The 14,505-nt window shown below is 45.0% G+C and carries 15 protein-coding genes and 1 other annotated feature; of the genes, 1 reads left to right on the top strand and 14 read right to left on the bottom strand.

Features of this window, described 5'->3' with window-relative positions; genetic code table 11:
• Window positions 1–12: 12 nt before the first annotated feature.
• The 7 genes from holA to ACI39P_RS03695 all read right to left on the bottom strand — a co-directional run bounded on the left by holA (window position 13) and on the right by ACI39P_RS03695 (window position 6,747).
• Window positions 13–1,032: a DNA polymerase III subunit delta gene (gene holA / locus ACI39P_RS03725; protein WP_439719351.1), complete on the bottom strand. Its 1,020-nt coding sequence runs from the start codon at window positions 1,030–1,032 to the stop codon at window positions 13–15.
• Entirely contained in the window at window positions 998–2,689 is a 1,692-nt protein-coding gene (locus ACI39P_RS03720; protein WP_439719391.1) for a DNA internalization-related competence protein ComEC/Rec2, read from the bottom strand. Before ACI39P_RS03720 ends, holA begins: the two co-directional genes overlap by 35 nt.
• A 6-nt stretch (window positions 2,690–2,695) precedes the next feature.
• Entirely contained in the window at window positions 2,696–3,271 is a 576-nt protein-coding gene (locus ACI39P_RS03715) for a DUF4131 domain-containing protein (RefSeq protein ID WP_439719390.1), read from the bottom strand.
• Window positions 3,272–3,370: 99 nt separating this feature from the next.
• A complete protein-coding gene (locus tag ACI39P_RS03710; RefSeq protein WP_439719350.1) occupies window positions 3,371–4,327 on the bottom strand; it encodes a GerMN domain-containing protein in 957 nt (318 codons plus the stop codon).
• Window positions 4,328–4,342: 15 nt separating this feature from the next.
• Window positions 4,343–5,797, bottom strand: coding sequence for an ATP-binding protein (locus tag ACI39P_RS03705; protein WP_439719349.1), 1,455 nt, complete (start codon window positions 5,795–5,797; stop codon window positions 4,343–4,345).
• Window positions 5,778–6,467 carry a response regulator gene (locus ACI39P_RS03700; RefSeq protein WP_439719348.1) on the bottom strand — a complete coding sequence of 230 codons (690 nt, stop codon included), beginning with the start codon at window positions 6,465–6,467 and terminating at the stop codon, window positions 5,778–5,780. The genes ACI39P_RS03705 and ACI39P_RS03700 overlap by 20 nt, the downstream gene beginning before the upstream one ends.
• A gap of 10 nt (window positions 6,468–6,477) precedes the next feature.
• A complete protein-coding gene (locus tag ACI39P_RS03695; RefSeq protein WP_439719347.1) occupies window positions 6,478–6,747 on the bottom strand; it encodes a helix-hairpin-helix domain-containing protein in 270 nt (89 codons plus the stop codon).
• 273 nt (window positions 6,748–7,020) lie between these two features.
• Between ACI39P_RS03695 and ACI39P_RS03690 the strand changes: the two genes are divergently transcribed.
• Window positions 7,021–8,391, top strand: coding sequence for a serine hydrolase (locus tag ACI39P_RS03690; protein ID WP_439719346.1), 1,371 nt, complete (start codon window positions 7,021–7,023; stop codon window positions 8,389–8,391).
• A 140-nt stretch (window positions 8,392–8,531) separates the two neighbouring features.
• Here ACI39P_RS03690 and ACI39P_RS03685 read toward each other — a convergent pair whose 3' ends face one another.
• From ACI39P_RS03685 to rapZ, 7 genes are all read right to left on the bottom strand, one after another.
• On the bottom strand, window positions 8,532–9,305 hold the full coding sequence (locus tag ACI39P_RS03685) for an ATP-binding cassette domain-containing protein (RefSeq protein ID WP_439719345.1): 774 nt from the start codon (window positions 9,303–9,305) through the stop codon (window positions 8,532–8,534).
• On the bottom strand, window positions 9,298–10,182 hold the full coding sequence (locus tag ACI39P_RS03680) for an ABC transporter permease subunit (protein ID WP_439719344.1): 885 nt from the start codon (window positions 10,180–10,182) through the stop codon (window positions 9,298–9,300). Before ACI39P_RS03680 ends, ACI39P_RS03685 begins: the two co-directional genes overlap by 8 nt.
• A 28-nt stretch (window positions 10,183–10,210) precedes the next feature.
• Entirely contained in the window at window positions 10,211–11,194 is a 984-nt protein-coding gene (locus ACI39P_RS03675; protein WP_439719343.1) for an ABC transporter substrate binding protein, read from the bottom strand.
• Window positions 11,195–11,367: 173 nt separating this feature from the next.
• Window positions 11,368–11,613 (bottom strand) — a binding site (T-box leader).
• A 90-nt stretch (window positions 11,614–11,703) separates the two neighbouring features.
• Window positions 11,704–12,192, bottom strand: coding sequence for a QueT transporter family protein (locus tag ACI39P_RS03670; protein ID WP_439719342.1), 489 nt, complete (start codon window positions 12,190–12,192; stop codon window positions 11,704–11,706).
• A 187-nt stretch (window positions 12,193–12,379) separates the two neighbouring features.
• Window positions 12,380–12,622 (bottom strand): HPr family phosphocarrier protein, encoded by a 243-nt coding sequence (locus ACI39P_RS03665; RefSeq protein WP_439719341.1) that lies wholly within the window; start codon window positions 12,620–12,622, stop codon window positions 12,380–12,382.
• The gene (gene whiA, locus ACI39P_RS03660; RefSeq protein ID WP_439719340.1) at window positions 12,619–13,578 is read right to left on the bottom strand and encodes a DNA-binding protein WhiA; all 960 of its coding nucleotides are present in this window, start codon (window positions 13,576–13,578) and stop codon (window positions 12,619–12,621) included. The genes ACI39P_RS03665 and whiA overlap by 4 nt, the downstream gene beginning before the upstream one ends.
• Window positions 13,579–13,622: 44 nt before the next feature.
• Window positions 13,623–14,495 (bottom strand): RNase adapter RapZ, encoded by an 873-nt coding sequence (gene rapZ, locus ACI39P_RS03655; protein ID WP_439719339.1) that lies wholly within the window; start codon window positions 14,493–14,495, stop codon window positions 13,623–13,625.
• Window positions 14,496–14,505: the final 10 nt, after the last annotated feature.

Raw genomic sequence — 14,505 nt, 5'->3', positions numbered from 1 at the left:
TCACGCTTTTTCTTATCCTCTTTCTTTTCCGGAACCTTCTCCGCTATATTTCATAATCAGCAATTCTACAGCCGTCTCCTCTGCCGCCTTGCCCGATTTGATATCCAGATCAACCTGCAGGCAATCCCGCAATGCGTTTTTCCAGCCTTCCGCGGAAAATCGTTTGGATTGCCGCAAATATTCCTTCACAGCAAAATCCCGGATTTCCAGCCTTGCCCCAATGGCATCGTTGGTCATGCCGCTTTGGGAAAGGAGCATCGTTTCCAAAATCAGGCGAAATTGTCTGGAAATAAGAGAAAGCACCATATAAGGAGATTCTTTCATAGAAAGAAGGGTACGATAGATTTGTACGGCCTTTTCCGGACGTTTTTCTGCCACTGCCCGCACCAGGTCGAACACCCGGGCTTCCAGAGAGACCGTGCACACCGCCCGGATATCCTCTGCTTTAATCGCCTTTTCTTCCCCTTTATAGGCAATCAGCTTCTGCAATTCCCCATCTATATTTTCCATATCGTGGTCGACAGTCTGCAAAAAGAGATTCAATACCCCCTCGCTCATTTCTACGCCATTTTCTTTGCAGCGTTTCTTGATCCACGTACCCAAATCTTTTTCCGTAGGCTTTTTAAATTCCACCGCCTGACCATATTTCACAACAGCTTTATACAGACCGTTGGTCTTTTCTGCTTTTTCCTCGATAAACAGCAGGCATACCGTCTCCGGCAAATCGGCCAAAAAACTTTTCAGCTTCTCTCCCTCTTCCTTTCGGCCCGCCTTCTGAAAAAATTCACTGTTCCGCACGGTCACCAGCCGTTTTTCGTTCAGAAACGGTAATGTCTCTGCAGCATCCATAATAGCTGCTGCCGTAGCACGCTTTTCCTCAAAAACATCATGGTTCATCATCTCTGCCCCCTCCGGCAAAATCGCTTTTGTCAGAGCAGCTTCATATTCCCGAATGAGATAAGTTTCCGTGCCGTAAAACAGATAGCAGCGGCTAAATTCATGATTTTTCCAGTTTTTCTTTAACGTTTTCATAGAACGGTTTCCTTTCCGCCATGGTTTCTATTTCAAATGTGCCATCCCGTTTCAGCTTCACGAGGATGGCTCCCTCAGTATCTGTGCGATAAATCTCTGTTTTCGCAACCTGCAGTCGTTCCAGGGTTTCTTCGTGGGGATGCCCATATAGATTGCCTGCGCCGCAGGAAATCACTGCCGCTTGGGGTGAGACTGCCTTCAGAAAATCTGCATCGGAACTATATTTCGAGCCATGATGCGCCACCTTTAGGATATCCGCCGAAACATCTGCCTCCTGTTCCAGAAGGAATCGTTCATCCTCTGTTGAAATATCCCCCGTAAAAAGCAGTTCCGTCCCGCCATAGCTGTATTGCAGCACCATGGAGCCGTGATTATCATCCCCATCCCGAAAAGCCACTCCCGCAAAAGGATACAAACATCGGAACGCGCCGGATGCATCATCCGCCTTTACAGTATACAGGGGAACGTGGAATTTTTCCACCATTTCTTTGAGAAGCTGGATATCCTCTGTTTCCGAAAAGGGATAATCAGAAAGATACAGTCCCTTCGTCGGAATCTCCTTCAAAACCTCCAGAAGGCCCGTCATATGGTCACTGTCCGGATGGGAAAGAAATACACCATCCAGCCTGGAAACGCCCAGAGAGTTCAGATAAGGCAGCACTACATTCTTCCCGACATTTTCCCCCAATTCCTTTCCATAAATACCGCCGCCATCAATCAGATACGTTTTTCTGTCGCATGTAGAAATGACCGCCGCATCCCCCTGCCCTACATCCAAAAAGGCTACAGTCGTTTCCTTACGAAACAGCGTATTTCCAAAAACAGCGAAAAACAGACCACTGCAAAGAACCGCACCTATCTTCCAACCGCCTTTCCGATTTCCAAATTCCATAAACCAAATCAGGAGACTATAATACAGCAAAATGACCAGCAAAGAAGGACGCCCTACCAAAGTATAAGCAAAAGGCAATTGAATCAATACGGAACATATTTTGTGAAATATCTGTAAAATGCCGTACACACTGCCTGCGGCAAAAACTCCTGCCTGCAGAGAAAATAACCCCAATATTCCGCTGAGCATACCAAAGCCCAAAAGAAGCCCGCTCAATGGCACTATGATGAGATTTGCTAGAATCCCCACTAAGGAGACAGAATAAAAATAATACGCTACTATGGGATAACTGAACAAGGAAGCATACAAAGAAACCAGAAGGCTCTCCTTGAGCCAATCCAATCTTCCGTTCCCCTTCTTTTTCTTCTTTTCCATTTTGCCTACGCCAAGGCAAATGCCAATGACTGTGATAAAAGAAAGCTGAAAGCCGGCATGGAACAAATACAGCGGCTGAATACTCAAGATCAAGAGAGCCGCTATGGCAATATTATTCATACGGTCAGAAAGGCGGAAGAATATCCTACCCACCATAATAATACAAATCATAACCGCCGCTCTTACAGAAGAAGGCGATGGTTCAATGAACAGCAAAAAGGAAAGAACTGCCAAAATCGTGACTGCGGCAGAAATCCTTCTGCTCCGTCCCAATATTCTCTCTATAAAAATGGATAGATACAAGGCAAGGATGGACATATGCAGACCGGAAATACATAACACATGGACAACCCCGGCTTCTGTATATAACTGATAGCTGCCATCCGGAATATCATCTTATTCCCCTGTCAAAAAGGCTTTCATGATGCCGCTTTCCTCCACAGGCAGGATTCTCTCCAAAACAGCAGAAAAATAGGCCCTTCCTCTCGCCAATACGGAAGAAATCGAAGTATCCTTTTCCAGATGGCTCATTGTATCCGGATAAAGTTTGTAATCAAAGCCCTTTGTGGTCAAAAACAGTTCTTCATCATATCCGCCTGGGTAGGAGGGCTTATAGAAAGGCGCCAGTTCTCCGGAAAATGTAACTTTCTCCCCTGCCGCAAAGGAATCCTCCCCATTCCAAAGGACATAAAGCGTCACCCCTGTCAAAGAGGTTCCCGTTTCATCCTGCAGATCACAGACCATTTTCAACTTCTGATTTCCAGAAGAAGTCACACCCGCTTCTTTGATAACGCCCTCTCCCCGCAGAATGCCATCCGGCATTATTTCACTTTTTTCCCCTTCCAAATGATATCCTGCTGATAAAAAGCCAAGTGCTGCAAACAACAGCAAAAGCAAATATTTTGCAGCTTTCTCTTTTATCACAAAATGCAATGTTGAGAGGGCAATAAAAATAAAGGAGACCAGACACATCATTTCTGATATGCCCAGCCTCATATAAATGCCACAAATTGTGAAAATTGCCGCCCATACAATTGGCCGTTTCATCTTCCCTTACCCCTAATCCACCTGTCATTGCACTTCTGCCGTTTTCAAGCTGCTGATCGCTGTAAAGGGTGTTTTGAACTGCAGATTCCCTTTAAATTCATCCAGCTTCTTTCCTTCAATCAGAAACTGTACCTTATCCACATAATCCAATTCACAAAGAGAATTAACAATGGAATAAACAGTCAGCAATTCTTCCTTTTTTCCACCACTATGCTTCACGACAAAATCTTCACTTAGATTTACATAGCAAGTGCCGTCACTCGTCGTCGTCACATCTCTGATCTTTGTTTCCGTAGGAATCGTTCTCACACAATCCTTTTCCGTAGGGCCGCCAATCAGCTGTTCTAAAATTGTTTTTTCCCTAGTCTGATTTGCGTTCACTTCAACCACCCGTTCTTCAATAGCCAGATCCGTTCCCTCTGCATTGGCAAAATATAAAGTCAGGATAGCATATTCTGTGGTTTCCGCAGAAATTTCAGAATCGATCACCACATTGCCGCGGTTGAAAGCAGCAGTTGCTTCTCCGTTATGATCCCGCAAAGGCTGTCCCTCTACCCAAAATTCCACATTATCTACAAAATCCAGAGAAGTCAGCGTCCAAACTACAGAAGAACGGCATATCACTTCATCCAGATTGCTCAGGCGATAATATTCATCCGAAAAATCGACAATAGCTGTACTTCCATCCAGCTTCGCAAAAAGAATTTCTATGGATTCCGGAATGGAATGGGTTGCCCCGTCGGTTTTTGGTTCTTCCTTCAGCGTATTCAGCACCGTAACCAGCGTATCCTCTTTACTTTCGCTGCGAATCTTTTTTTCAAAAGGCTTCATCTTCCCATCTGTCATCATATAATAAAAATCTACTTTTTCCTCTCCCGATGCAATCGCCGCATCATAGAACAAAACAGAACAGGGAATCAATATGATCAGCGCAATGATCAATATGATGGCTTTTCGAAAAAAATTTTTTCCTTTTGCCATGGAATACCTCCTTTATCACTGAGTCGCTGTTTGTTTCAGAGGAATACGTACCAAAATCGTCGTTCCTTCCTCCTCCTTGCTGTTTACCTTGATGCTGCCATTATGCATCATGATCGTCGCATGGGTGATGGAAAGGCCCAGACCAGTGCCGCCAGTCTCTCTGTCTCTTGTTTTATCTACACGATAAAACCGTTCAAAAATACGATTTACTTCATCTTCAGGAATGCCGATCCCCGTATCCGATACACTGAAAAAAACATTTTGATGATCTGCGTCCAAAGTTACTTTCACTTTGCCTTCCGCAGGGGTATATTTCACCGCATTATCCACCAAATTGGAAATTGCCAGAGAAAGCTTCATTTCATCCGCATCAGCATGCACCTCTTTCAAAGCTTCCCACTGGAGAGAAACCCCCTTCGCATCTGCCAGAGGCTGCAGCCGCTTGATGATATCCGCCATCATCTGATTCAAATCCGTTTCCTGGAAATTCAAAGGAATCTCCTTCTGATCCAATTTCACCAATGTCAGCAGGTCGTTAATAATAGCCGTCATACGGTCTACTTCCGAATTGATATCATGGAGAAACTCCACATACATTTCTTTCGGCACATCTTCCTGCAGCAAAATAGATTCACTCAGCACTTTTACAGAACTGAGCGGTGTTTTCAATTCATGGGACACATTGGATACAAACTGCTGCCTGCTGGATTCCACCTTTTCCAGCTGCTCTGCCATCTGGTTGCAGGCAATGGCCAAATCCACAATCTCGTTATGCACCCTTCCATTGACCTTTGCCCTTTGTTCAAAATGCCCTTCGGACATTCTTTGAATGACACCGATCAAATTTTTTACGGGCTCTGTAAAAACCTTGGAAATGACGATCATCATCACAAACACCAAAAGCACTAAAGCTCCCAGCAGTAAATATGCTTCTTTTCCAATATCCCCGATGATATCGCGCACATCCGTCAATCCATCGACGATCAGCACAACGCCTACGCGGCTGTCCCCCGCGCCCACAATGGAGGCTGCCGCATAAACAGTTCCGTCTTTCTGTTCCTTTGCCGTATCTTTATCCTGCAAAGCCTGCACAACTTCCGGCAGCAGAAAAGTCTTTCCTGCATCCTCATATCCCGTATCGTAAACTGCCATACAGGAAGCATCCAAAATCAGCACACGATAATCCTCGTTTTGGCTGGTTTCCAAAATACTTTCCTCTAAATCGCTGCGGTTTTCCTCATGATATAAAAACCCAGAAGAAGTTATCTGTCCGGAAATCACATTGGCCTGACTGAGCAGTTCCTTTTTCCTTTCTTCAACAAAATACCCCTGTACAGAATGGAGCATGGTACTGGCCAGCAAAAGCAGGGGAATGATGCCGGCGACCAGATAAGCACCCATCAAAATCCAGCGCAGCGAGAGAAACGGGCGTTTTTTCTGTTCCTTCTGCTTAGTTAAAATAGTAACCAACTCCCCATTTTGTAAAGATATACTTCGGTTCACTAGGGTTCGCTTCAATTTTTTCACGCAGACGGCGTACGTGTACATCTACGGTCCGCACATCTCCGGGATAATCATATCCCCATACGGTATCCAGCAGTTTTTCTCTGCTGTACACCTTGCCCGGGTTTTCCATGAGCAGCTCCAGCAAATCAAATTCTTTTGCTGTCAGGTTCACTTCTTTGCCGCTGATAAATACTCTTCTGCTATCGAAAGAAAGCTCCAGATCTCTTGCTTTCAGCACATTTTTCGCTGCCGGTTCTGCAGGCGCTTTCTTCACACTGCGGCGCAGGATGGCTTTGATGCGGGCTTTCAGCTCCAAAATATTAAAGGGTTTTGTGATATAATCATCGGCCCCATATTCCAAGCCCATAATTTTATCCATATCTTCTCCCTTTGCCGTTACCATGATAATCGGCACCTGGGAAAATTCTCTGGTCTGCTGGCAAACCTGCAGGCCGTCCATCTTGGGCAGCATCACATCCAGCACCACCAGGTCAAAATTTTTTTCTTTGATATACTGCAGGGCTTCTTCCCCGTCATACGCAGTTGTCACTTCCATACCGTCCTGTTCCAAAGAAAATTTGATGCCCTTTACAATTAACTTTTCATCATCTACCACCAAAATCTGATAAGCCATTTCCAGCCTCCTATTCTCCCACTGTAATCTCTTCTTTTATTTTTTCGTATGTCTTTTCCCCAATACCGGACACCTGCATGATATCCTCGATACAGGAAAAGTTTCCGTTTCTTTCTCTGTATGTGATGATATCCGCCGCCCGCTTTTCGCCAATACCAGAAAGACGAATCAGTTCTTCCGCCGCAGCAGTATTAATATTTAGTTTTTCCAGCTTTTCTTCCGCATAAGCCGTCGTTTCTTCCGGTGCGCCAATCTTCTCTGCGGAAATGGGCGTGCCCATCTCCAATTCTCCTCCATAAAAGCTATGACTATAAAAAATGCCACACAACAAAAAGAAAACCACAACCGCCAAAAGCTTAAGTCGTTCTGTTCCAAATTTTTTCAAAAAGCCTTTTTCATGCAACTTTCATCGAAACCTCTTTTTCTTCATTCCCGTTTCTGGTATAATGGAAAATATTATGTGCCGAATTCACGCTGTTTTTCATTAACGGCGTATTTTATTTATTTTACCATAGAAATATGATTTTTTCAAATCAACAGATAGGAGAATCCCATGAAAAAAAGATTTCTGCCATTTTTGATGGCTCTTTCCCTGATTTTTCCCACCTCCTCCGTTTTTGCGGAAGAAGCAGAGAACGCTTCCACATCCAATCCTGCATCTGAAACACAAACATCTGCGCTCAACCTTGCCGCAGAAACAGCCGTTCTGATGGATGCTGCCAGCGGTGAAATTTTATACGAAAAAAACGCTGACCAGAAGATGTACCCTGCCAGCATCACAAAGCTGATGACGATCCTCCTTGCTTTGGAGCATGGCAATCTGACTGATGAAATCACCTTTTCCCATGATGCAGTCTATAATATTGAACCGGGCAGCGCCCATATCGCCATCATAGAAGGCGAAACCCTGACATTGGAACAGGTGCTGCGTGCCATCATCCTGCGCTCTGCCAATGAAGCTTCCAATGGTGTCGCAGAATATGTGGATGGCACCGTAGAAGAATTTGCAAAACATATGACGGAACGGGCCAAAGAACTGGGCTGCAAAAACACCAATTTTGTCAATGCCAATGGGCTGCATGATGAAAACCATTATACAACAGCTTATGATATGGCCCTGATCGCAAGGGAATTGCTCACCCACGAAGAATATCGTTCCATGATGAGCGAAACCTATTATGAAATTCCCCCTACCAACAAACAATCCGAAACCCGCTATCTTCACGGGCAGCATCAGATGCTGAATCCCAATTCCATCTATTATTATGAAGACGCTACCGGCGGTAAAACCGGGTTTACCACCGAAGCCCTGAATACTCTTGTGACCTATGCCGAACGGGATGGCATGGAGTTGATCGCCGTCGTAATGAAATGTAACGGTGCAGAGCATTACACTGATACTGCAGCCCTCTTTGATTATGGATTTGAAAACTATGAATCCGTAAAACTGCTTTCCACCGCCGAACATACCGCCACGGTCACCGTCACAGAAACCTATAATGATAAACCCATAGAACTGGGGACGATTACCGCAGCCCCTAAGGAAGATGTGTATCATACTCTCCCCAAAGGCACCGATATCTCCCAAATCAAAGTGGAAATGGATTGCCCGGAGACGATAGAAGCCCCTGTCAAAGAGGGACAGACCGTCGGCACACTTCATATTACCCTGAACGGTGAGACCATTAAAACCGTGGATCTGATCTCCCAGAATGCTGTCGATGTAATGACCGATGAACAAAAAGCTACATTAGACAAAGCCTCTGTTTCAGGCATCCTGAAAAAAGCCGGCCTTATTGTTGTGCTTCTCCTTCTAATCTGTATCATCCTTCTCTGCATCACCCGCACCATTGGGTATCTCCGCTATAAAAATCGCAGACAGCGCCGCAGAAAGCGCAGAATCTCTAACAGACGCAGAAGATAAAAAACAAATACAAGAAAATCCCCAAACCAAATGGCTTGGGGATTTTTTCTGCTATTTTCTTTCAACGAGCCTGTAGCCCTGCCGAACAGATAACACTTTTCCTCGAAAAGCTTCCCACAGTTCGACTTTGTCGAATGGCTTTAGTTACCACATTCAATACTGATAGAGGTAAAGATATCCAGAATATCATCTACTCTTGTATTTATCTTTTCTTCGCCGCCTTTATCCAACACAATATGGCCTTTATCCATCATAATCAATCTGCTGCCATAATCCGTGGCGTAACGCAGATTATGGGTTACCATCATAGCTGTCAGTTTCTTTTCTTTTACGACCTTATCTGTCAATTCCATAATGATATCCGCAGTTTTGGGGTCTAAAGCTGCGGTATGTTCGTCCAGAATCAGAAATTCGATGGGAGTTAATGTTGCCATGATCAGCGTAGCTGCCTGCCGCTGTCCGCCAGAAAGGGCGCCCAGCTTTACATTCATCTTATTTTCCAGACCCAGCCCCAAAATGGAAAGCTGTTCTTTATAATAATTTTCTCTTGTTTTATTGATGCCTCTGCCCAAGCCAAAGGGTTTCCCTTTATTATCTGCCAGAGACATATTTTCCAGCATTGTCAGGTTGGGGCATGTGCCTGCGGAAGGATCCTGATAGACACGGCCAATGGTACGATATCTCTGGAAATCCTTCATTTTGGCAATATCCTTGCCGCCAATCAGCACTTCGCCCCCCTGAATAGGAATACTGCCGCAAATAATATTCAACATAGACGTTTTGCCGGAGCCATTACTACCAACGATGGAAACAAATTCTCCATCAGGCACACTCAGGTTAAAATCTTCAAACAATACGGTTTCGGAAATCGTACCAGGATTATAGATTTTTTTGATATGCTTCAGCTCAAGCATGCTCCGCACCGCCTTTCTGTCTGTTGCCCAATACCAAAATAATAAGGAACAGCACTGCCGTTGCCAGTTTCATCAGGTTTGCGGGCAAGCCCAAGCTGATGGCAACCTGAATACAGGCTTTATAGAACACACTACCCACCAGTACCGCTGTTGTGCCTTTTACAAAGCTTACTTTCCGGAACAGTGTAGTGCCGATAATGACCGCCGCCAGACCAAATACCATCTGGCCAGTCCCCATAGTACTGGAGAAAGCTCTCTGTTCCATGCAGACCATAGCACCGGACAGAGCTACCAAAGCATTGGCAATGACAAGACCAACAATTTTTACAATGCCCTTATCCTTAGCCAATGTCGTTACCAACGTACTGTTATCACCAACAGCCCGCAGCAACATACCATTTTTCGTACGAAGATACCAATCCAGGATGAATTTGAAAATCAGCGCCACCACCAGAGACATCACGAATTTCCGCATCATCAGAGAAGCATTTCCCATCACAGCCATGATCGGGCCGGATGTAAAAATGGTATCAATGGCACGTTCCACCGCCAGATTGGAACCAGCAATCTGCAGATTGATGGAAAAAAGTGCTGTCATTGTAATAATGCCTGCCAGCAAATCTCTTACACCCAATTTGACATGAATGACACCCGTCACCAGCCCTGCGACTGCCCCTACCAGAAGGGCTGCCAGCAATGCCACAAATGGATTGATGCCATTTACCAGCAATACCGCTGCAACCGCTGCCCCCAGAGGGAAGCTGCCATCCACAGTCAGGTCAGGAAAATCCAGTATTTTATAGGTGATATAAATGCCGTAAGACAGCAGGGCGTAAATAAAGCCCTGCGTCAATGTGCTGATAATCAAATCCAACATAGTTTAACCTCTTTCTATCACAGCAAAATCATTCTGCTGTTACATCAATGGCATTTTCCACTGCTGCATCCAGTCCCATTGCAGCCATTGCATCGGGATTTACATAGATTTCAAATTCGGAAATAGTTTCGTAAGGCATATCTACGGCAGCTGCTTCGCCCTTCAGGATTTTTGCTGCCATCAAACCTGTCTGTTTGCCCAGAGCCACATATTCAATCCCTGCAGAAGCAACACAGCCCAATTTTACCTGTTCAATTTCACTGCCGTAAACGGGGATGCCTGCATCATTTGTTTTTTCCAGAATAGAGGGCAGAACGCCGACTACGTTGTTATCTGTCAGGTTTGTAAAGCAGTCAACACCTTTGGAGATCAGTGTATCTGTTGCCTGATTTACTTCCGCCTGAGATGTAACACCCAGTGCTTCGATAGTGAAGCCGTAATCCCCTGCTTTTTCCTGATACTCTTTTACTGCGGAAACAGAGTTGGGTTCACTTGTTGTATAAAGGATACCGATTGTTTTTGCATCGGGCTGCATTTCACGGATCAGCTGCAGCTGTCCTTCGATTGGCAGTTTATCGCTGGTACCTGTGATGTTGCCGCCTGTTAATTTTGCCTCTTCAGGGTCTGTGATCGCTGTGAAAATAACAGGGATATCTTTATCTTCTGCCGCTGCATAGCAAGCTGTTGCAGAAGGTGTTGCAATGGCACACATCAATGCCACATTATTCGCAGAGAAATTTTGAGCGATCTGTGTCGCTACATTATCATCAAAGCCGGCATTCTGGTAATCGATCGTATAATCAACACCTTCCACCAGACCTGCTTCTTCCAAGCCCAGCAGGAAGCCTTCCCGACAGTTATCCAAAGAAGCATGCTGTCCATACTGGCTGATGCCGATTACAGGTACATCCCCGCTGGCTGCACCTTCTTCTGCGGATGTGCTGCCGCCGCAGCCTGTCAGTGCCATTGCTGTCATTACCATTGCCATTGTCATTGCCATAAATTTTTTCATAATACTCTCTCCTTTTCTAATCTTGTTTTGTTTCTTTTTCTGTCTCGTCTCGTCTTGGCTGTTTTTTGAACGAAGTACCCATTCATACTATTCATATTTTGCAAAAAAAAGAATTGCCGTCTATGTCACTGTTTTCTTTTCGATGCAACAAAAAAAGCCCAGTCCACATATTTCCATGGGACAAGACTTGAAGATCCTGCGGTACCACCCAAATTGATGAAAAAACATCCGCTCTTTCTGCTGTACAGCCATACAGCCGCGCCCTGATAACGGGTGCGCTCCCCGTCGGCTTCTACTTGCTTGCGCTTTCGACCGCCCTCATAAGTCCATTCACCTAACCTCCTGCTGCTGTGCTCCCACCAATCACAACTCTCTGCAAACCGATTTGAAAGGCTACTCTTCTTAATCACTGGTTTTTCTGTTTGGATATATTGATTATAGCACGATGATTTGATTTGTCAATACCAAAATGACAAAGGACTTTCCTCCGTGGAAAGCCCCTTTTTTTCTTATGAAATAATTCTTAATTTTTCCATCAGCATAGAATTTTTCATCACCTGGCGGAACAGCGCATAACCTGCACAGGAAACAGAAAGAAATTCCCCCAACGCCACCATTGCCATGCTCAACAGCAGAGGACTGCCAAAAAGATACAGTTCAATGCCAACGAAAGCATTACAGAACACTGCCCAAAGGCTGGCACCAAACAATGTTTTGCTATGGTGGGTGATGCCCCAAAGGGCTGCCACTGTGCATATTGTCCCAAAGGCAACGTCCATCAGACCATAGGGGCTGAAGCAATTGGCAATAAAGCAGCCCAAAGCCAGACCCGGTGCATATTTCTTATCGATGAATGCCATCAGCATCAGCATTTCCGAAAAACGCACCTGCACCATGCCAAAGCTCAGCGGTGCAATCGCCAATGTCATCACTACATAGACTGCTGCAATCAATGCCGTAGAAACTAAGAATTTTATGTTTGCCCTGTTTTTTTCCATAAAAATAAGCCTCCTGTTTTTTATTTTACGAGATGGTGGGATATCCTTGGCGTTTATATGGTATCCTTCGCAGGTACATCTCGCTTTATAATATTTGCCGTGCTATTATAACGCAAAGTACAGAATAAATCAACCCCGCTTTCGCGGGGCTTTCTCTCAAAAAAATATATGTATGATTGCGGTTTTATTATGCCAGTACCGCTGCCAGTTCTTCTACGGCAGCTTCCTCATCTGCGCCTTCTGCTGTGATCAGCGCTGTCTGACCTTCCTGCATGTTCAGGGCGATTGTGCCCATGATGCTTTTTGCATTGATTCTTTTTTCATCGATGCTCACCTGGATCTCAGATTCAAATTTGCCTGCTGTCTGCACAAAATACGCAGCCTGTCTTGCATCCAGGGGCGCCTTGATGGTAATTGATTTCTGTGTCATTCTACCTCACCTTTACCCTCTCTTAGCGTTTCAGCAATATTGCTGATCTTACGCAGTCTGTGGTTGACGCCCGATTTTCCCACAGGCGTCGTCAGGAAAGAACCCAGTTCTTTCAAACTTTTATCAGGATATTCCAGCCGAAGCCTTGCCACCTCTTCCAACTGTTCCGGCAACTGGGAAAGGCCAATGGTCTCCTCGATATAATTGATATCCTCCAGCTGTTTCACTGCTGCACCGACTACCTTGTTCAAATTCGCCGTTTCGCAGTTGACCTTCCGGTTGATATCATTGCGCATTTCTTTGACAATACGGACATTCTCCAAATCCATCAATGCCAAAGGCGCTTCCATCACATTCAGCAAGTCTACGATTTGCTCCCCTTCCTTCAGGTAGACAACGTAGTGTTCCTTTCGTTCCACTACCTTTGCATCCAACCCGAAGGTATTGATCAGCTCCCGCAGCTGTTCGGCGGATGATATATCTGCAAGAACAAATTCCAGATGATAATTCTTCTCCGGATCGCTCACAGAGCCAACAGAAAGAAACGCCCCGCGAATATAAGCCCTGCGGCAGCAAATACTGCTGACGACCGGTGCATAGATCCGTTTTAACAATTTTTTCTGTCCTTCCTCTGTAAACAGCATTCCTGTCGCCCGAAGAATTGTCTCTGCCTGGGCATGATTTCGCAGCAAAAGTGTATACACTTTGGTCTGCCGTTTCTGCCCGCTGGTTCGTACAGATACGTCCGCTATAATATTAAAAGTATTTTGCAATAATGTAAAGCACTTTTTCGCGACAAAAAAATTCTCTGTCTGGATTTTTAAACAAAAATTCTCTCCAAAGGTCGCAGTCTGTCCACAGATATTGACAAAGGCTGCTGTTTCTGCAATTTCGCAATGTCGCCCATTTCCAAAATGAAGGGACAACTCCCCCTTAACCTTAGACGAAAATGACAAATTTGCCCCTCCTATCTATCCAGATTCCAAAACCCATTCTTTTCTTATTTTTTATGTCTGGCATCCTTCTCAATATCATGATGCTTCAGCAGCAGCGTGTGCTTGTCCTTATCCAAAGCTGCATACAACGCATTGGCCAGTGTAACAGAGCGATGCTTACCGCCGGTGCATCCAATGCTGATCACAAGATTATTTTTTCCTTCTTTGATATAAAGAGGAATCAGGAATTCCAGCATATCCACCAGCTTTTTCAGAAAAATCTGGCTTTCGGCAAAGCCCATCACATAGCTGCTGACAGGCTCATCGTTGCCTGTCATTTCTTTTAATTCCTGAATATAAAAGGGATTGGGCAGAAAACGCACGTCAAAAACCAGGTCGCTGTCTGCAGGAATGCCATATTTGAACCCGAAAGAGCGAATGGTGATCACAAGATTTTCATAAGACTGATTCTCTACAAAAATACGGTTGATCTGCTCTTTCAGCTGCCTGGTCAAAATCTGGCTGGTATCGATGATATAGGTAGCCTTTGTTTTTACATCCTTCAGCATTTCCCGTTCCTTGCGGATACCTTCCTGAATCGAACCATTTCTAGACAAAGGATGGCTTCTTCTGGTCTCTTTATACCTCTTAATCAGCACCTCGTCAGAAGCATCCAGGAACAAGATTTCATATTCATAACCTTTCTCCTGCAAGCTGGATAAAACCTCAAAAAGGTCATTGAACAGCTTGCCGCCCCGGATATCGATTCCCAAGGCAACCCGTTCGATCTCGCCTTCCTGCTCATAGCACAATTCGGCAAATTTGGGCAGTAATGCAGGGGGCAGATTATCTACACAGAAAAAATTAATATCTTCCAAAAATTTCAGCACAGAGGTTTTCCCCGCGCCGGACATTCCCGTAACGATCACAAATCTCATACTCTTTCAC

Source organism: Anaerotignum sp. (assembly GCF_051877975.1).
Lineage (GTDB): Bacteria > Bacillota > Clostridia > Lachnospirales > Anaerotignaceae > Anaerotignum_A.
This window is presented reverse-complemented; position numbering and strand designations above follow the sequence as displayed.